The 19,468-nt window shown below is 61.3% G+C and carries 15 protein-coding genes and 2 riboswitches; of the genes, 10 read left to right on the top strand and 5 right to left on the bottom strand.

Annotated features, from left to right (window positions below; all coding sequences use genetic code 11):
- Positions 1-2: 2 nt before the first annotated feature.
- From ACYVDM_RS07430 to gcvP, 9 genes are all read left to right on the top strand, one after another.
- Positions 3-740 (top strand): IclR family transcriptional regulator, encoded by a 738-nt coding sequence (locus ACYVDM_RS07430; RefSeq protein ID WP_415791884.1) that lies wholly within the window; start codon positions 3-5, stop codon positions 738-740.
- Positions 741-766: 26 nt separating this feature from the next.
- Positions 767-1,897, top strand: a complete 1,131-nt coding sequence (locus ACYVDM_RS07425) for a CaiB/BaiF CoA transferase family protein (RefSeq protein WP_415791882.1) — start codon at positions 767-769, stop codon at positions 1,895-1,897.
- 35 nt (positions 1,898-1,932) lie between these two features.
- On the top strand, positions 1,933-2,769 hold the full coding sequence (locus tag ACYVDM_RS07420; protein ID WP_415791880.1) for an enoyl-CoA hydratase/isomerase family protein: 837 nt from the start codon (positions 1,933-1,935) through the stop codon (positions 2,767-2,769).
- Positions 2,770-2,902: 133 nt separating this feature from the next.
- Positions 2,903-4,114, top strand: a complete 1,212-nt coding sequence (locus tag ACYVDM_RS07415; RefSeq protein ID WP_415791878.1) for a BaiN/RdsA family NAD(P)/FAD-dependent oxidoreductase — start codon at positions 2,903-2,905, stop codon at positions 4,112-4,114.
- A 128-nt stretch (positions 4,115-4,242) separates the two neighbouring features.
- Entirely contained in the window at positions 4,243-4,857 is a 615-nt protein-coding gene (locus ACYVDM_RS07410; RefSeq protein ID WP_415791876.1) for a superoxide dismutase, read from the top strand.
- 36 nt (positions 4,858-4,893) lie between these two features.
- Positions 4,894-5,787, top strand: coding sequence for a ZIP family metal transporter (locus ACYVDM_RS07405; protein ID WP_415791874.1), 894 nt, complete (start codon positions 4,894-4,896; stop codon positions 5,785-5,787).
- Between the two features lie 102 nt (positions 5,788-5,889).
- Positions 5,890-5,991: riboswitch (glycine riboswitch) on the top strand.
- 36 nt (positions 5,992-6,027) lie between these two features.
- A riboswitch (glycine riboswitch) is annotated at positions 6,028-6,141 on the top strand.
- Positions 6,142-6,223: 82 nt separating this feature from the next.
- A complete protein-coding gene (gcvT, locus tag ACYVDM_RS07400) occupies positions 6,224-7,324 on the top strand; it encodes a glycine cleavage system aminomethyltransferase GcvT (protein ID WP_415791872.1) in 1,101 nt (366 codons plus the stop codon).
- Positions 7,325-7,386: 62 nt separating this feature from the next.
- A complete protein-coding gene (gene gcvH / locus ACYVDM_RS07395; protein ID WP_415791870.1) occupies positions 7,387-7,764 on the top strand; it encodes a glycine cleavage system protein GcvH in 378 nt (125 codons plus the stop codon).
- 65 nt (positions 7,765-7,829) lie between these two features.
- A complete protein-coding gene (gene gcvP, locus ACYVDM_RS07390) occupies positions 7,830-10,703 on the top strand; it encodes an aminomethyl-transferring glycine dehydrogenase (protein WP_415791868.1) in 2,874 nt (957 codons plus the stop codon).
- A gap of 163 nt (positions 10,704-10,866) precedes the next feature.
- On the opposite strand, the gene ACYVDM_RS07385 is transcribed toward gcvP, so the two are convergent.
- Positions 10,867-11,814: an AraC family transcriptional regulator gene (locus tag ACYVDM_RS07385; RefSeq protein ID WP_415791866.1), complete on the bottom strand. Its 948-nt coding sequence runs from the start codon at positions 11,812-11,814 to the stop codon at positions 10,867-10,869.
- 204 nt (positions 11,815-12,018) lie between these two features.
- Between ACYVDM_RS07385 and ACYVDM_RS07380 the strand changes: the two genes are divergently transcribed.
- On the top strand, positions 12,019-12,876 hold the full coding sequence (locus ACYVDM_RS07380) for an SDR family oxidoreductase (RefSeq protein ID WP_415791864.1): 858 nt from the start codon (positions 12,019-12,021) through the stop codon (positions 12,874-12,876).
- Positions 12,877-13,051: 175 nt separating this feature from the next.
- Here the strand turns inward: ACYVDM_RS07380 and ACYVDM_RS07375 are convergent, their stop codons facing one another.
- The 4 genes from ACYVDM_RS07375 to ACYVDM_RS07360 all read right to left on the bottom strand — a co-directional run bounded on the left by ACYVDM_RS07375 (position 13,052) and on the right by ACYVDM_RS07360 (position 19,468).
- Positions 13,052-15,124, bottom strand: coding sequence for a DUF945 family protein (locus ACYVDM_RS07375; protein ID WP_415791862.1), 2,073 nt, complete (start codon positions 15,122-15,124; stop codon positions 13,052-13,054).
- 99 nt (positions 15,125-15,223) lie between these two features.
- Complete coding sequence (locus tag ACYVDM_RS07370) at positions 15,224-16,855, bottom strand: M81 family metallopeptidase (RefSeq protein ID WP_415791860.1); 1,632 nt, start codon at positions 16,853-16,855, stop codon at positions 15,224-15,226.
- Between the two features lie 29 nt (positions 16,856-16,884).
- Positions 16,885-18,570 carry an ABC transporter ATP-binding protein gene (locus tag ACYVDM_RS07365; protein ID WP_415791858.1) on the bottom strand — a complete coding sequence of 562 codons (1,686 nt, stop codon included), beginning with the start codon at positions 18,568-18,570 and terminating at the stop codon, positions 16,885-16,887.
- Between the two features lie 4 nt (positions 18,571-18,574).
- Positions 18,575-19,468, bottom strand: a complete 894-nt coding sequence (locus tag ACYVDM_RS07360; protein ID WP_415791855.1) for an ABC transporter permease — start codon at positions 19,466-19,468, stop codon at positions 18,575-18,577.

Here is a 19,468-nt window from a genome sequence, read left to right as displayed (position 1 = left end):
CTATGCCTCAGATTCTTCCGACCGCGCAACGTGTGCTTCAAGTGTTCGAAGTCTACGCCAGAGAGCGCCGGCCATTGAGCAATTCGGAGATGGCCCGCCTACTCGGGCTGGCGGACAGCAGCTGTTCCGACCTGCTGTATACGCTGCGGCAGGCCGGCTACCTGCTGCGGGCGCCCAAGACCCGGTTCTTTCATCCGACAGCGCGGCTGCTCGATGTGGCCAAGGGCATTGCGGCGGCCGATCCGATGCAGATATTCGCCGCCGAAGCGCTCGAGATACTGAGCCGGCTATCGGGCGAATCGTCGATGTGTGCGCACCTGGACGGCAATCGCGTACAGATATTCGCCTGCCAGGAAAGCCCTCGCGCGTTGCGATACGTGCTCAAGCCAGGCACCATGGTCGACATCCACACATCGGCCTTGGGCAAGGCCTTGCTGGGCACTGTTGACGACAAGGTGCGCGAAGCCCTGATCGACAGCTTGGTCCTGACGCCTACCACCAGCAAGAGCATCGTCGACAAGGGCGTGCTGCGCGCGCAAATACTCGAGGCACGCGATAAGAAATATTCCTATACCAAAGACGAAGGCAACGAAGGCGTATTCGCCATCGGCATTGCCGGCTATGTCGGCGGCCAATTGACTGCGATGTCGCTGGTCGGGCCGACGTCGCGCATGGAACAGAATTTCGATGCCAACGTCGAGATTCTGCTCAAGGCGCGCGCCGAATTCTTCGATTTGTAATGACCGTCGCTCACACTGGGGAAAATATGCCGGGACCATTGAACGGACTGCGGGTGCTGGAGCTGGCGGGAATCGGGCCGGGTCCGTTCTGCGCCATGATGCTGGCCGACCTGGGCGCGGAAGTGATCCGCGTCGATCGCAAGACTGCCGGATTCCTTGGCGGCGGCGGCACCATCGTCGATCGGGGGCGTCGCTCGATTGCGTTGGATATCAAGCAGCCAGGCGCCACCGGCATCGTGCTGGATTTGGCCGATTCGGCCGATGCTCTGATCGAAGGGTTCCGTCCCGGCGTCATGGAAAAACTGGGCCTAGGCCCGGATGTCTGCCTGCGGCGCAATCCGCGGCTGGTCTACGGTCGCATGACGGGATGGGGGCAGACTGGGCCGCTGGCCCATGCGGCCGGACACGACCTGAACTACATCGCCGTGACGGGGGCGCTGCATGCCATGGGTCACGCCGATCGGCCGCCCTCACCACCCCTGCATTTATTGGGCGATATCGGCGGGGGAGGAATGATGCTGGCGCTGGGCATTGTGTCGGCCGTGCTCGAAGCGCGCCAAAGCGGCAAAGGCCAGGTCGTCGACGCCGCGATCTGTGATGGCGTTTCCACGCTGGCCACGGCTTATCACGGCATGCTGGCCAATGGGAAATGGGGTCTTGGCCGGCAGGCCAACATGCTTGACGGCGGCGCGCCGTTCTATGGCTGCTATGTCTGCGCCGACGGTAAATTCATTTCCATAGGCGCGATCGAGCCGCAGTTTTATGCCTTGCTGCTGGAGCTGTGCGAAATCCGCGATCCTGATTTCCAGGCGCAATGGGGTCGCGAGCAATGGCCGGCCTTGCGAGCCAAGCTGGAAAAGCTGTTTGCCGCAAAGACGCGCGATCAATGGTGCGACCTGCTCGAGGGCACCGACGCTTGCTTTGCACCCGTGCTTGACTTCGAAGAGGCCCGTGCCCACCCGCACTACCAAGCCAGGAACGGTTTTGTGGAAACCAGCGGCATTACCCATCCTGCCCCTGCACCACGCTTCAGCCGCACTCCGGGTGAGCCGGGGCCCATTTTCCCGGCCGGTCATCACACTGAGGTACTGCTGGCCGAATTGGGACGGTCCGCCGAAGACATCGACCGCCTCAGACAGTCGGGCACGATCGCCTGATGCGCAACATGCCGCTAGCGGCGCAAGGAGAAGACATGCAGGCAGCCAGCCAGTCCTACCAGGCGGTGCAGTATGCAGTGGCCGACAATGTGGCCACGCTGACGCTGAACCGGCCGGCCCAGCGCAATGCCCTGGACCAGGCTATGCGCGAAGAGCTGGGCGACATCGTGGCCGCCATCCGGCGCGACCGCGAGATCAAGGTACTGGTCCTGCAGGGTGCGGGCGGCGCCTTCTGTGCGGGTGGAGACATCCGTACCATGACCTCGGATACGGCCGCCGATGGGGCGCGCGACCGGATGCTGAACCTGCAAGTCGTGATTGCCGATCTGCTCAATCTGGATCGGCCGGTCATTGCAGTGGTGGACGGCCCGGCGTATGGCGCGGGAGTGGGCCTGGCCCTGACGGCCGACCTAGTCCTGGCCTCGCCGCGCGCCCGATTCTGCCTATCGTTCCTGAAGCTGGGCGCCGTGCCCGATTGCGGCGTTTTCTATACGCTGCCGCGTATCGTGGGTTTGCAGCGCGCTAAAGAACTGGCCTTCTCGACCCGCGAATTCGGCGCGCAGGAAGCCCGCGACATGGGTATCGTGTTCGAGATCCATCCCGAATCCCAGGTTCACGAACGGGCCCAGGCCCTGGCCGCTAGCATCAGCCAGCTTCCCCTGGCGGCCTTGAGCCTGACCAAACGCCTGTTCAATACATCGCTGAATAGCGACCTGAATACGATGTTGGACCTGGAGGCCGCTGGCCAAGGCATCGCGCGCTCGACCGAATACCACCGCGCCGCCGCGGCACGATTCATGCAGAAACAGCCGCCGCTCTATCAATGGCCGGCGTTCACGCCCGATGCCTTGCCCGGCCCATCGGCAGGCTGACGGGGCCCACGCAAGGCGGCGATCTGGTCAAATAGAGGGCTATGCCTTTTCCTTCATTCCGTTCCTCCCTGCTGGCGGGTCATCAGCCTGCCACCCTTGATGCCGCGCTCGCACGGCAAAGCCCGCCCGTTTCATGACCGCGCCCTACGACGTAGCCGTTATCGGCGCCGGTGCGGCCGGCATGATGTGTGCCGCCGTGGCCGGCCAGCGCGGCCTGCGGGTCGTGCTGATCGATCATGCCGAGCGCTTGGCCGAAAAAATCCGCATCTCGGGTGGGGGGCGCTGCAACTTCACCAATCTCGGCGCGGGGCCGGCCAATTTTTTGTCGGATAATCCGCATTTTTGCCGCTCTGCGCTGGCGGGTTATACGCCGCAAGATTTTTTGGCATTGCTGCGCGAGCATCGCATTGCGTGGCACGAAAAGCACCGTGGGCAATTGTTTTGCGATGACAGCAGCGAGTCCATCATCGACATGCTGCGCGCCGAATGCCAGTCCGGCAAAGTGCAGTGGCGCATGCCGTGTCGCGTGACGGAGATCAGTCGATCCGAGGCGGGTTATCAGTTGCGCACCAACCAGGGCGACATCCGTGCGGAAAAACTGGTGGTGGCGACCGGTGGCATGGCGATTCCGCAGTTGGGGGCAACCGACTTTGGTTTGAAAGTCGCGCGGCAATTTGGACTAAAGGTGATCGAGCCTCGTCCGGCACTCGTGCCTTTGACATTCGATCCGGTGCAGTGGCAGCCGTTTGCCGAGTTGTCGGGCGTGGCGCTGGAGGTGTCCCTCGCGACGGGGGCCGGGCGTGCACGTGGCGAGTTTCTGGAAGACCTGTTGTTTACGCATCGAGGGCTGTCCGGGCCGGCGATTTTGCAGATCTCCAGTTTTTGGCGACCCGGCGACGAGATCGTGATTGATTTGGCGGCCGGACGCGACTTGGCGGCCGAGTTGATCGCCGCCAAGCCGGGTAATCGGCAGCAATTGCATACCGTGTTGGGCGGGCTATGGCCCCGGCGCTTGGCCGATCAATGGCTTCGTGCCGCAGGACAAACGGGACAGGGCGACCTGGCGGAACTGCGACTGGCGGACGCGCCCGATAAAGCCTTGCGTACGTTGGCCGATGGGATACACCGATGGCGCCTCGTGCCGAGCGGCACTGCGGGTTACAAAAAGGCCGAGGTGATGCGAGGCGGTGTGGACACGCGGGGCCTGGATCAGAAATCCATGCAGGCACGGACCGTGCCGGGCTTGTACTTCATTGGCGAAGCGGTCGACGTGACGGGCTGGTTGGGCGGCTATAACTTCCAGTGGGCCTGGGCTTCAGGCGCCGCCTGCGGCCGAGCGCTGTAAGACGGCAGGATAGACGCTCTGGTGGCCTCGTTGTTTTATTAAATAAAAATGACTATCATTTAAGTTATCTTTATTGATATTACAAATCCCGCCGGAGACACCACCGGGGGCTGAACTGGAGATTCGCAATGCCTTATACCTTGCCTGATCTGCCTTACGCTTACGACGCCCTGGAGCCGCACATCGATGCGCAGACCATGGAAATCCATTACACCAAGCATCACCAGACCTACATCAATAACCTGAACGCAGCCTTGGAGGGCGCGAGCCTGTCGTCGGAAGAGCCCGTTGATACCCTGGTGGCGCGGCTCGACGGTTTACCCGAGGCGGTACAGGGCGCTGTGCGCAATCACGGCGGTGGCCATGCCAACCACAGTTTGTTCTGGACCGTGATGTCTCCCAAGGGCGGCGGCCAGCCGCAGGGGCGTGTCGCCGCTGCGATTGACGCTGATCTGGGGGGCGTGGACGCGTTTCGTGACGCCTTTACGAAAGCGGCATTGACGCGCTTTGGCAGTGGCTGGGCCTGGCTCAGTGTGACGCCGCAAGGCAAGCTGGTGGTGGAAAGCACCGCCAACCAGGATAGTCCCCTGATGCTGGGCAACACGCCCATCCTGGGACTCGATGTCTGGGAACACGCGTATTATCTGAAGTATCAGAACCGTCGTCCGGAATATATCGGCGCGTTTTTCAACGTGATCGATTGGGCCGAAGTGACCCGTCGTTACGAGGCCGCATTGGCCTGACCCCCGGGCGCGCCGTATTTTCCACGCAGGAGTGTGATGAACACTTTCAGCCGTTACCGCCAACGTCCGGCCTTGATCAGCATCGGCATCTTGAGTCTGGCTGTGCTGGTGGCATGCCTGGGCGCGCATTCCTTGTGGGCGTACCTTGTGCCCCGCGCGCCCCATGTGGCCAACGCCCTGGCAGGTGGCTTGCTGGCCGCGGGCGCGACTGCGCTGGGTACGGTACCCGTGATGTTTTCGCAAACGCTGTCCGAAAAGGTGCAGGACGCGATGCTGGGGTTTGGCGCGGGCGTCATGTTGGCGGCCTGCGCCTTTTCCCTGGTGGTGCCGGGTCTGGATTCGGCGGGTAACCTGGGTTATGGGCCGTGGCAGGCCGGGGCGATGGTCGGCGGGGCGATTCTGTTGGGCGGCGTGGTGTTGTTGTTGATAGACCGCCTCTTGCCCCATGAGCACTTTATCAAGGGCAAAGAGGGTATCGAGGTGCGCCGCTTGCGTCGGACCTGGCTGTTCGTATTTGCGATTGCGTTACATAACCTGCCCGAAGGGTTGGCGATAGGCGTTGGTTATGTGGGCAGTGGCCCGGAACGCGGTACCGCACTGGCGACCGGGATCGCGATTCAGGATGTACCTGAAGGGCTCGTGGTTGCCTTGGCGTTGTTGTCGGTCGGATACCGGCGGACATTTGCCGTGGCATTAGGCATGCTGTCGGGACTGGTCGAGCCTCTGGGCGCGGTGCTGGGCGCTGTGGTGGTCGGCGGGACGGCCGCGTTGCTGCCCTGGGGCCTGGGTTTTGCGGCCGGCGCGATGCTGTTTGTCATCAGCCATGAAATGATCCCCGAATCTCATCGCAAGGGGCACGAGGTCTATGCGACCTGCGGGCTGATGATCGGATTTGTACTGATGATGGTGCTGGATACGGCACTGGGCTAGGCCGCGCTGCGCTGACGCACCCGCGGCAGCGGGCGTGCGGATTTGATGCCCCGAATTGGCTTTGCGACGCCGGAATTTCGATGTATGCTTCACCTCGCTGTCATGTAAGTCGCGGGAGAGAGCGGCCCATTATTTGGTATGGGGCCGTCGCCGAAGGCGCAATTCGCCCGGAATCGCTCAGGTAACCCATACCGCGACACGTCAGTTGCCAGTCTGGCCGTGGGCCAGGGCGCGGCACTGAAACAGCACTCTGGAGAGACCTGGCGCCACGTAACCCGTGCGCCGCCCAGGCGCCGAAGGTGCAAACCCGCGCTACGCGGGGCAACTCTCAGGCAAAAGGACAGAGGGGCGGAAAATCCAGCTGGCTTCTGGCGCTTTCCGCTTTCAGACCGGCATTCCGTAACCCTTGGCGATGCCGCCGCTCTGGAGCCACTCCATGTCATCCTCTCTTCAACGTACTCCTTTGGCCGACACCCATGTCGCCGCAGGCGCCCGCATGGTCGATTTCGGTGGCTGGGAGATGCCGCTGGCCTATGGGTCGCAACTGGAAGAGCATCATGCGGTGCGACGCGACGCGGGCATGTTTGATGTGTCGCATATGTTGAACGTCGATGTGTCTGGCCCACAGGCGATGGATTTTCTGCAACGCCTGGTGGCTAATGACGTGGCCAAACTGGCGGTGCCAGGCAAGGCGCTCTATTCCTGCATGCTGAATCCGCAGGGCGGCATCATTGACGATTTGATCATCTATTTCTTTTCGATCGACCAATGGCGCGTGGTGGTCAATGCCGGTACGGCCGATAAAGACGTCGCCTGGATGCGTCGCGTGGCCGCCGCCGGGCAGTTCGAGGTGACGATCACGCCGCGGCGCGATCTGGCCATGGTCGCGGTACAGGGCCCGAATGCCCGTGCCAAGGTCTGGGCCGCGCGCCCCGCCTGGCAGGCCGCTACCGAGCCGCTGACGCCGTTCGTGGCGGCGCAGGTGGATGACGACACCTTGGTCGCGCGCACCGGTTATACCGGCGAGGACGGGTTCGAGATCGTGGTGCCCGCTAGCCAGGTGGTGACTTTGTGGAACGATTTGGCCGCTCAAGGCGTGCGCCCCTGCGGACTGGGGGCACGCGACACCCTGCGCCTGGAAGCCGGCATGAATCTGTACGGCCAGGATATGGACGAATTGACGCAACCCAATCAGGCCGGTTTGTCGTGGACGGTATCGTTGAAATCGCCTGAACGTCGTTTTGTCGGGTGCGACGCCCTGGAGCAACTTGCAACACCCTGCAGTTTTGTGGGGCTCAAGCTGCAAGAGCGTGGCGTGATGCGTGCCCACATGGCGGTGCGTACGCCGCAGGGCACGGGCGAGCTCACCAGCGGCACGATGTCGCCGACGCTGGGCGTTTCGATTGGTTTTGCCCGGGTGCCGCTAGGCGTGGAGCCCGGCCAGACGGTCGACGTCGAGATCCGCGGCAAGTGGGTCCCGGCGCTGGTATGTAAATTACCGTTCGTTCGTCACGGTAAAGCCGTCGAACACTCGTAAACTGCCGCCATGCGCCGGCAGGGGTGTCGGCGCATGGCGCGTAACCCCTTATAGGAGCTTTCATGAGCCTGCCTACTGATCGTAAATACACCGAGTCCCATGAATGGGTTCAAGCCGAAGGCGACGTGTTTGTCGTCGGCATTACCGACAATGCCCAGGAGCAATTGGGCGATCTCGTTTTCGTTGGCGATGTCAACGTAGGCGCCAAGCTCACGGCGGGTCAGACTGCTGGCGTGGTCGAGTCGGTCAAGGCCGCGTCCGATATCTACGCTCCGGTGTCGGGCGAGATCGTGGCCTTTAACGAAGAACTGGAAAACACGCCCAATTTGATCAACGAATCAGCCTTTACCGCCTGGATCTTCAAGATCAAGCCGGATAACGCTGCCGATGTTGAAAAATTGTTGGACGCTGCTGGCTACGAAGCCATCGCCAATAGCTAAATCCGGCTGACACCGCGTGGATGTGTCATGTCCACGCGGCTATTTCTTTGCCTCCCGAGACCCACATGTCGCGCGCCCTAGATACCCACTCCGATTTCATTCCCCGCCATATTGGCCCCTCGTCAGGCGACCAGGAAAAAATGCTTGCAGCCGTTGGCTGCGATAGCCTGGATGCCTTGCTCCAAGAGGTTGTGCCCCCCGCGATTCGCAGCCGGGCGCCGTTGGCGCTGCCCGCGTCGCGCAGCGAACCTGACGTGTTGGCCGAACTGAAGGCCATGGCCGGTCGCAATCAGGTCTATCGCAATTACATTGGCCAAGGGTATTACGGCACGCATACGCCGAATGTCGTGTTGCGCAATGTGCTGGAAAACCCCGCGTGGTACACCGCCTATACGCCCTATCAACCCGAGATATCGCAAGGCCGCCTCGAGGCATTGTTGAACTATCAAACGATGGTGGCGGATCTGACGGGCCTGGACATTTCCAATGCGTCGTTGCTGGATGAGAGCACGGCAGCGGCCGAGGCCATGACGCTGGCGCGTCGCGGCTCAAAATCGGCCAGCCCGGTGTTTTTTGTGTCGGTGCACTGCCACCCGCAAACCCTTGAGGTTGTTCGTACCCGGGCCGAAGGCTTGGGGATCGAGATCGTCGTGGGCGATGAGGCAGACGGATTGCCGGCGTGCTTTGGTGTGCTGTTGCAGTATCCGCACAGCCTGGGATCGGTTGCCGATTACCGCGCACTCACCGAGGCCGCGCATGCGCAAGGCACGGTGGTCGCTTGCGCGACGGATTTGCTGGCGCTGGCATTGTTGACGCCGCCGGGCGAGTGGGGGGCCGATATTGCCGTCGGATCATCCCAGCGTTTTGGCGTGCCCTTTGGTTTCGGTGGCCCGCATGCGGGTTTTATGGCTTGCAAAGACGCGTACAAACGCAATATGCCGGGTCGTCTGGTCGGTGTCTCGAAAGACGCGCAGGGCAATCCGGCGTTGCGGCTGGCCTTGCAAACCCGCGAACAACATATTCGCCGCGAGAAGGCAACGTCGAATATTTGCACGGCTCAGGTGCTGCTGGCCGTGATGGCCGGCTTGTATGCCGTGTGGCACGGTCCCGAAGGCATTCGTCGCATTGCGAATCGTGTACAGCGTTATACGGCCATTTTGCGCACCGCACTGGGCCAGTTGGGGATCAAGGTCGTCAACGACACGTTCTTTGACACGCTGTTGTTGGAAACGGGCGCGGCCACGCCGGCCCTGGTCGTCGCGGCAGAGTGCTCGCACATTAACCTGCGGCGTGTCGATGGCGCGCGCCTGGCGATTTCGCTGGACGAAACGGTGACAGCCGCCGACTTGCAGGCATTGGTGAATGTCTTTGCTGCTGGTCTCGAAAAAGACGACGTGGTGCTGGATATCGAGGCGCAGGATGCCACGGCAGCAGGCGGCATCCCGAGCGCGCTGCAGCGCGAGGGCGCGATTTTGTCGCATCCGGTGTTCTCGAGCATTCAATCGGAAACCGACATGCTGCGTTATCTGCGCAAGCTGTGCGACAAGGATCTGGCGTTGGATCGCAGCATGATCCCGCTGGGTTCGTGCACGATGAAGTTGAACGCGACAGCCGAGATGATTCCTATCACCTGGCCCGAGTTTGCCCTCATGCATCCGTATGCGCCCGTCGATCAAACGAAAGGCTATCGCGAACTCGTGCAGCGCCTGTCCGATGCGTTGTGCGAAATCACGGGCTATGACGATATCAGCCTGCAACCCAACTCGGGCGCGCAGGGAGAATACGCCGGGCTATTGGCTATACGGGGTTATCACCGGGCCAATGGTCAATCGCAGCGCGATGTCTGCCTGATTCCTGCGTCCGCACACGGCACCAACCCGGCGTCGGCCCAGTTGGCGGGCATGAGCGTGGTGGTGGTCGCGTCTGATGCCAACGGTAACGTCGATCTCGTTGATCTGCGCGCCAAGCTCGAGCAGGTGGGTGACCGCCTGGCCGCGCTGATGATCACGTATCCGTCGACCCATGGTGTATTCGAAGAGTCCATTACGCAGATTTGCGAGTTGGTGCATCAGGCCGGCGGTCAGGTATATCTGGATGGTGCCAATATGAACGCCATGGTGGGCGTGGCCCAGCCTGGAAAGTTCGGCTCCGATGTGTCACATCTGAATTTGCACAAAACGTTCTGCATTCCGCATGGCGGCGGCGGCCCCGGCGTTGGGCCGGTAGCGGTGCGTTCGCACCTGGCGCCGTATCTGCCGGGCGTGCTCAACGCGCAGGGCAAGCTGAACGGTGAGGCGAGCGTTGGACCGGTGTCGGCGGCGCCGTTTGGCTCGGCCAGCATCTTGCCGATTTCGTTTGCCTATATCGCTTTGATGGGCGCCGACGGCTTGCGTAGCGCGACGGAAATGGCCATTCTGAATGCGAACTATCTCGCTGCCCGTTTGCGCGATCATTACCCCGTGCTGTACGCCGGTCGCAACGGTCGTGTCGCGCACGAATGCATTTTGGACGTACGTCCGCTGAAAGACACCAGTGGTATCAGCGCCGAGGATATCGCCAAGCGTTTGATGGACTATGGCTTTCATGCACCGACTATGAGCTTTCCGGTAGCGGGGACGCTGATGGTCGAGCCGACAGAGTCCGAAGGCCTGTTGGAGCTGGATCGCTTTGTCGACGCGATGATCGCCATCCGCGAAGAAATCGCGCAGATCGAACGTGGCGAGCGTGATCGTGACGACAACGTGCTGAAGAACGCACCGCACACGGCGCAGATGCTGCTGGCAGAGGAGTGGCTGCATGACTACCCGCGTCAGCAGGCGGCGTACCCGGTCGAGTCCTTGCGCGAGGCGAAGTATTGGCCGCCCGTGGCTCGTGTGGATAATGCCTATGGTGACCGCAACCTCGTGTGCGCGTGTTTGCCTATCGAGGCCTATGCCTGACGCTTTGTTGGTCTGATCTGAACGCATCGCGTTAGATCAATGTAAAAAAAGCTCGCCGAAATAAAACTCGGCGGGCTTTTTTTGCTGTCGGGCCGTCCATGATGTTGCTGGGCATTGACTGCCGAGTAATCTTGCGTGCTGCCCTTTACCTGAGGCCCCTGTATCAATGCGTCACGGCCACTGCTTCGAGTTGCGCGGGTGCCATGAGCGCGAAGGCCGAACGCATTTCTCGCGCCTCTTCCCCTGGGCTGCGGCCAAAGAGCCGCTTGAATTCGCGGTTGAACTGCGACGCGCTCTCATAGCCGACACGCACGGCTGCCCCCGCAGCGGTGAGATCATCGCGGATCATCAACAACCGCGCCTGATGTAACCGCACTGACTTGATGTACTGGATCGGCGAAGTGGCGGCTACCGCCTTGAAATGCGCATGGAAAGCGGGGATGCTCAGTCCTGCTTCGCCTGCCAGCGAAGCGACGTTCAGCGACTGGGCATAGTCGCTGTGGATGCGCCGCAAGGCGCGAGCGATCCGGCCGAAATTGCCATGGCTGGCCAGCGCGGCCCTGATGGCCCCGCCTTGCGCGCCCATCAACACGCGAAAGCACACTTCCCGCACGATGGACGGCCCCAATACTCTGGCTTCGATTGGTGAGCGCAATGCCCTGAGCAGGCGCACTGTCGCATCGGCCAGCGCAGTGTCCAGTGGCGTAGAAACGATGCCCACGGGCGCGGTGGCTGATGTGTTGTTGCGATGATCCACCTCAATGACGAGGTCGGCCACCGCGGTCATGTCCAGCTTTACGGAAACCGCCAGGAGCGGTTCTTCAGGGGTGGCTTCGGTCTCGGTAGAGAACGGCAGCGGTACCGACAGTACGAGGTAGTGTTGGGGGTCGTAGTGGTACACCTGATCCGCTAGGTAGCCGCGTTTGTGGCCCTGGCAAACGATCACGATGCTTGGCTCATATAGCACCGGCGTGCGCCCCAGCGAGCGGTCGGCACGCATCAGGCGCACGCCGTCAAGTAGAGACCGCGTATGGCCCTCTTGAGGGGCAAGCTGTTGGATCAGCGCGGCCATTTCGGTCTGCCTTGACGTGTCTTGCTCGACGGCGCTCATGGTGGGAGTCATTTAAAAAATAGGAAGTATCCATATCGTCGCATAAATTTTGATCCAGAACGAATATATAAAATAGGAATAGGCAATGATCCAAGAGCCTTGCAGCTAGTCCGATCCGCTCGGCATGCTTACGATTTCACCTTGTTCATTCATCCCCTGCACCGTCGTATTCGGGCGTCATGGGACAACAAGGAGTATCAATACATGCCACAGCAAACACAGAGCTCAAAGGTCTGGTTCATCACCGGTGGCGCACGCGGCATCGGCCTGTCCCTGGCTCGTCAGGCGCTGGCCAACGGCGACGGCGTGATCGCCACCTCACGTACCCTGAGCAGCTTGCGCCAAGCGCTTGGCGAGGACCGTGCACGCCTGCTGGCACTGGAAGTCGACCTGGGAAGCGAGGCGAGTGTGCAGGCCGCCATCGAGAAAACCATCGCCACCTTTGGCCGTATCGACTGTGTGGTGAACAATGCCGGCTACGGCCAGCAGGGCACGATCGAGGCGCTCACCGATGCCGAACTGCGCCGCAATTTCGAGGTCAATGTGTTCGCGCCGCTGCGCGTGCTACGCCATGCCTTGCCGCATCTGCGCCAGCAGCGAAGCGGGCATCTCTTCAACGTAGCCTCTATCGTCGGCTTTCAAGGCAGCTATGCCGGTTGGGGTAGCTATGTCGGCAGCAAATTCGCCTTGGCGGGGCTGACCGAAACGCTGGCTGCCGAAGTAGCCGAACTGGGCATCAAGGCGACCGTGGTTTACCCCGGGCCGGTGCGCACGGGCTTTCTGTCCAAGGACAGCTTGGTCGTGGCCGAGCGTTCGATCGCCGATTACACCGAGGCTCAGGCCTCGCTGGACCTGCACCTTGATGGACTGGATGGGCAGCAGGCGGGCGATCCCGAGAAACTGGCGACCCTGATTCTGCAGGCAGCCAGCGTCGCCGAACCGCCCGTCCATCTGTTTGCCGGCAAAATCGCCAATACGCTGGCCGAGCAGAAGATGCAGACCGTGCGCCAGGATCTGGATGCTTGGCGCGGTGCGTCGGATGCCACCGATTTCACCGATTGATCGCCATCCTGTGCGGCAGGAAACTCGGCTGATCCACCACTAGGGCGATGGTCGCTTCAGTGTGGATGGAGAAGTGCTCGACTTGGGCGAGCGCATGGTGAAGTGGCGCGATCTGATGGATTGATGCGTGCCATTTTTGACGTGCCGCCGCTGGGCGGCGGCACGAAGGCAGGGATTACTGCGCCATGCCACCTCTGACGTGTGCCGGGAAACCGGCCACGGCATCCATGAACATATAAACCAACGTGCGTACGTTGGTTGCGCCGATGCCGCCGTAGGCGCTGACATAGACTTCGAAGACGGCGTTGCGCTCGTTATCCAAATAGGCGCGGCCCGTGACATAGTCGGCGTTCCAGTTGTTCAGTACGTTCAGAGGTACGGGGCTGGGCGTTTTGACGGCGATACGCATGCGCATGTCACCGCAGGACGACTCGTCCTCACATTCACCGAACACAATCTCCGCCTTGTCGTCCTCGTTTTCAAGGCCCTGGATTTTCAGCACCGGACTACCGTTCTCCGACGTTGCGAGTTCGTAGGCGTAGCCTGCCTCCTCGATGGCGGCGGCGATGTCGGATGGATCCAGCGTGCTCAGCAATGTGTTTTCTTCTTCGGCGTCGTCGGTCTCTGCAATGCTGCTCAGCAGGGTGCCGAACAATTCGTCGACGGGAATTTCTTCGCCATTCAACTGGGCCTTGTTGTCAGCATAGTGGAACGTCGTCACCATGTTGCCGCCTTCGGTTTTGGCGATGCCGAACATTTCCGCCATCCCCGCCATCGAATTGACCTGGTCCGCGGCTTGTTCGGCCGCCATCGTGGCCTCGATGCCTTGGCGTTCCATATATCGGGTAGCCAGATCTTGCAGCATGGGCTTGGACACGTTGACCTTCAGGTCGATCAACTTGATCGCTTCCTGCAGCAGTTGTTCGTAATTGGACGGCAATTCCTGACCGGGCACCAGGCTTTCGGGTTTGGTCAAATCGATGGCCAGCTTCAAATTGCTTTCGCCCTTGGCGGTTTGCCATACGAAAGGATCGACACGCAAGGTCGGATTCGCGGCCAAGAGCTGGATGACTTGATTCGTGGTCTCGATAAGACGTGCGTCGGCCTTGGCGCTGTCTGTTTCCTCTACTTTCTGTTCGGCGATTTCATTCAACATCTCGTTGTAAATCTTCGAGAGTGCGGAGGCGGCCTTGCCATCGATCTTATCGGCTTTGATCGTGGCGTTTCCTTTGCCGAAATCACTGCCGTTGACCAGGATGCTGCCGATTTGATACCCGGCTGCGATCGCCAGATTGGAGCCGCTTTCCGAGAGGTCGACGGTATAACCCAAATCTTTCAGTTCGATACGGGTCTTGTCGCCGGCGGCGGAGGCCTGATCTTCGGTGCCCTGTCCGGTACTCGGTTCGACGCTCTGTTCTGCACCCGGTTCGGTGCTGGCGGAGGGGTCGGCATTCTCCTGGGCCGGTTGTTCTTCTGCCGCAGTCGCAGCGTCCATGGTCTGCTGTTGGACTTCGATGTTGACGGCATCAATCTTGGCGCTGGACTTGCCGATGCTGAAGTCAAATTGGCCCATCCGGGTATCGATATCCATCGAGATGCCGTTGAGCTCCGCATTGACCAGTTCCTCGTCTTCGAGGGCGCGGATCGCGAGTTGGGCGACGTTGACGGTGCCGATGCTTTGTTTGGTGGCGCGCAGGTATCTGCCTTCGGACGTGGCCCCGCTGAACTTGATCGATTGCCCGTCTTCCGTGAACTCGAACGGTGCGACCGTCGCGGAGCCGTCGGTATCGCCGTTATAGGACACGACGGTATCTGCAACCAGGGGGGAAACACCCTTGGTCAGCTCGAATACGGGTTTGAGGTCATCCGTTGACGCAACCTGGGAATGAATGAAGGCCAGCTTGGGGGCCCATTGTCCGCGTGCGAGTGCGCTCTTGGCGAAGGGGCCGTGCTCAACATGGGCAACGATTTCGACCCGCTGCTTGGGCGGCTCTTCATCGCCGGGCACTGCGGTCAGTTTGATGCCATAACGGACGTCGCTGCTGAAAAAATGGCGTTCGTAGGACATTTGATCGACGACGACGCCAAAGCCTGTGTGGCCCAGCATCTTCGCCAGTTCTTCGTTGAGCTGCGTCACTTGGGCCGGTGCTTCTGCCTCGATGCGCTTGCCGGTGTACCAGGTGGTGCCGAGCCAGCCTGCCACTGCGATGACGATCACGCCCGCTGTGATTCCTACTGCCTTTTTCATGTCGTGTCCGATTCTCGTTGAAATGCATTCGGGACAGGGGTGCTCCTGTCCCGACGAGGGCGATAGCCGCCTGGGCGAAAGTATAACGGCGAGCGGACGTTATAGCGGATCCAGCGGGTAAATTGGCCGCCGTACATGCTTGAACTCAATTTGACTGTAGTCCGAGGTCGTCACTCCCAGACCGGTGCACTCGATGATCTCGGTGGCCATATCGGCAAAGCCCGCCCGCCAGTGGATGCGGCTTTTCAGCGCGACATAGCGTTTCTGCAGCGGGTCAATCCCCACCGAAAGCAGGCAATTGACATCGAAGGGCTCTTGGTGGCGCGAAATGAGGACAATCTCGACTTTGCCTGTATCGAAGACGACAGTCAGCCCAGTGTCGTTACGCACCCCGCGATACATCGGGCCGCGGTTTACGTAGACACCGTCAAAAACCAGTTTGACTCTACCCTTTACGGCCAGGGTCTGGCTTTGCTGTTTCAGTGCCGGCATGGGGACTTTGGCGCCCATTTGCAAGGTGATTTCGGCGCCGACACCGGCGGCAGCGGCCTGGCGTGCGGCTTCGGGATCGCACAGGGCGTAGAACGCTACGTTGTCTAAATCTTGACGCAGGATTTCGGCCAACACCTCGGTGGTATCCATGGTGCCGCCCGAGCCGGTGTTGTCAAAGTGATCCAGCAAAATGACGGGGCCTTGTTTTGCCGCCGGGCCGCCCCAAGGCAAAACGTTCCCCCCAGGGGGGCAGCCAGCCGAAGGCGCAGCGTGGGGGTCTTGTTTTGCCGCCGGGCCGCCCCAAGGCAAAACGTTTCCCCCTGGGGGGCAGCCAGCCGAAGGCGCAGCGTGGGCGCTTTGTTCAATGGCCTTGGCCCGCGCGATGGCGGGCGACAGTGGTTCACAATGAAAAACCCACTGTTCGCGCGCCTGCCAGGCGGCATCCAGGAGTTCATCGCGATAGCGTTCGGCGACCGGTAGGTCGCCATCCGTGCATATGACGGCGCTCAGGCCAGCCTCGCTGATGTCGGCATGAGGAAAACCGACGAAAACGGAAGCGGCCAGCACCCCTTGCGACTCGAGCGTCCTGCAGCGTTCCTGGAGGGACTTGTTGGGCTCGGCATGGGTGCCTTGGCACATGATGTGCGGCAGCATGGGCTTGTTCGCCCACGTCATGACCGGGCGAATTTCGCCTTTGAGGGTGCGGGCAATGGTGTCGGCCGCGCGTACGCCTGCGGCGCGAATGTCGATGTGTGGGTAGGTATGAAAACCGGTCACGACGGTGGCATGGCGTACGATGTCATCGTAGATGTTGGCATGCATGTCCAGCGTGACCGCCACAGGTGTGTTGGGATCGATCTCGCGCAGGCGACGCAGCAGATTGCCTTCGGCGTCTTCGACGCCTTCTGCCACCATGGCGCCGTGCAGGTCCAGCAGAATCGCGTCGTATCCCCCATGCCGCACTTCATCCAGGATGAGACCGCATAGCCGGTCGTACGTGCCGGCGTCGGTAGGGGCGCTAGGCCACGATTCCGCGGCGACGGGCACCACGATTTCCGCGCCTTCGCGGCGCGCGATCTCGATATAGCCTCCCAGGCCGCTGTCAGTGTTCTCGTAGGCATGAATGGCGCGCTCGCCGGCCAGAATCTCGGGGTTGCCACGGAAAAACCGCTCAAGCGGCGTTGGTACCGGGGAAAAGGTATTGGTCTCATGTTTGATCATTGCCAACAGCCAGCGCATGTCGTGTTCCTTTGTGTTGCTTGTGGGGGCTACGCGTTACTTGTGGCGATGGGTGACGCCACCGCGCGCGGTCGAAAATGCTGAAAGTCCCAGTCCCGTCCAGGGGCCGCGTCGATCAGGGTGCGCGTGTAATCATGGACGGGCTGCGTGAGCACGACGTTGGCCGCGCCGGTTTCTACGACTTGCCCGCGTTGCATGACGAGGATGGTGTCGCAGATTTGCGCGGCTACTCGCAGGTCGTGCGTGATGAACAGCACGCCCACGCCAGTGCGTTGGCGGATTTGTTCCAGGAGCTCCAGGACTTGTGCCTGGACTGAGACGTCCAGTGCCGAGACGGCCTCGTCGGCCACGAGCACCTCGGGTTCCATGACCAGGGCACGAGCAATGCAAATACGCTGTCGCTGCCCTCCGGAAAATTGATGGGGATAGCGTTGCATGGCGTCGGCGTCCAACCCGACAATCCGCAGCGTTTCGACTGCCTTGGCCACTGCGTTGTCGCGTGACTCGCCAAAATTCAACAGCCCTTCGATGACGGACTCGCCAATTTTGCGGCGCGGGTTGAGCGAACGATAGGGATCTTGAAAAACGATCTGGATACGTTGGCGTACCGGGTGAAGCTGAGCGCCGGACAAGGTAGCGATATCGTCGTTGCCCATCAGCACACTGCCGGTCGAGGGTTCGATCAAGCGCAGGATACAACGCGCGACCGTGGACTTTCCTGACCCCGATTCGCCGACGATACCCAGGATCTCGCCCTTGTGCAAAATCAGATTGACGTCTTGCGCGGCGGGGACTTTGCGTGCGCCGCCGGCCCAAAAGGGGCGCTTATCGACATAGTCGCGGCCCAGACCCTGGACACGCAGCACGGGGGTACCTGTCAGCGCCTGCCGCTGTTGGGGAATCAAACTGGGAACGGACGACACCAGTCGGCGGGTATAGCTTTGTTGGGGGCGGGCCAGAATGTCGTCGCGTGTCCCCGTCTCGATCAGATCGCCGCGATTCATGACCACAATGCGATCCGCGATCTCGGCGACGACGCCAAAATCGTGTGTGATGAATAACACGGCGGTGCGATGTTTGGTCTGCAGCTCTTTGATGAGCGCCAGGATTTGCTTTTGCGTAGTGACATCCAGAGCGGTCGTGGGCTCGTCGGCGATGAGCAGGCGTGGCTCCAGAATGAGGGCCATTGCGATGACGATGCGCTGGCGTTGGCCACCGGACAACTGATGCGGGTACGAGTCGTAGATGCGCTCGACGTCCGGCAAATGCACGGAACGGAACATGTCCAGGACCTTGTTGCGCCGTTGCGAGCGGGACATGCGGCGATGGAGCCTCAGAACCTCATCGACCTGGGCGCCGACCGTGTGGACGGGATTGAGCGCCGTCATGGGTTCTTGAAACACCATGGCCATGCGGGTGGCGCGCAATTCGCGCAAGCGTTTCGGCGTGGCGCTCAGGACGTCCTCGCCTTCGACACGAATGGCGCCGCTGGGTTGCAGCACGCCCTGTGGCAGCAAGCCCATGACGGCTAACGAGCTGACTGATTTTCCCGAACCTGACTCGCCGACGACGCAGACCGTTTCGCCGGCATGGACATCCAGGCTCAGATTGCGCACGACCTGCTGGCTGGCACCGATGACGGCAACCGACAAATTACGGATCGCCAGGACGGCATCGGTGGTATCGCCGGGGGGAGGATGCGGGGTATAGGCCATGACGTTAGATCCTGCGTGCCATTTTGGGGTCCAGCGCATCGCGCAGGGCGTCTCCCAGGATGTTGACGCTCAATACTGTCAGCGACAAGAACAGGCCGGGGAACAGAATCAGGCCGGGCAGCATACGAAAGTACATGCGGCCTTCGGACATGATGTTGCCCCAGGACGGGATCTCGGGCGGTATGCCGGCGCCCAGAAAGCTGAGAATGGCCTCGGTCAGCATGGCCGATGCGAAAACGTAGGTGCCTTGCACGGTCAGCGGCGCGATCGTGCTGGGCACCATATGACGCCATAACAGCAATGGCAGCGGGGTGCCCAGGGCCAGCGCGGCCTCGACATAGGGCTCGCCGCGCACGCTGAGGATCTGGCCGCGCACCAATCGTACGACCCGGGGGATTTCCGGGATCGTGATGGCGACCAGCACCGTGGTCAGACTGGCCCCGGTAACGGCCACCAGAGAAATCGCCAGCAAGATGCCCGGGATCGCCATGATGGCGTCCATCGTGCGCATGATAAGACCGTCGAGTCGGCGAAACCATCCCGCCGTCACGCCGATGATCAATCCCAGGACGACACTGATGACCGCCGCGCCCAGGCCGGCAATGAGCGAAATGCGGGCGCCGTACACGACACGCGACCAGAGGTCCCGGCCAAACGCATCGGTCCCCAGGAACGAAACCGTGAATGGACGTTTGAGCCGGTTGCCTGGATCGATGGCGATGGGGTCTGTGGTCCCCACCCACGGCGCCAGGATGGCGGTGGCGACAATCATCAGGAGTATCGCCAGCGCTAGCAATACGGGCCAGCTTTTCAGGCCCTGGCGCACGCGCAGCCAGGCCGTGGACGGCGGGAGAGCATTTGGCGCTTGGGCAGAAACGGGGTTGGTCGGTTTGGTCAT

The organism is Bordetella tumulicola (assembly GCF_054779135.1).
The sequence above is the reverse complement of the archived record's forward strand: the minus strand, read 5'-3'. Positions and strand labels throughout refer to the sequence as shown.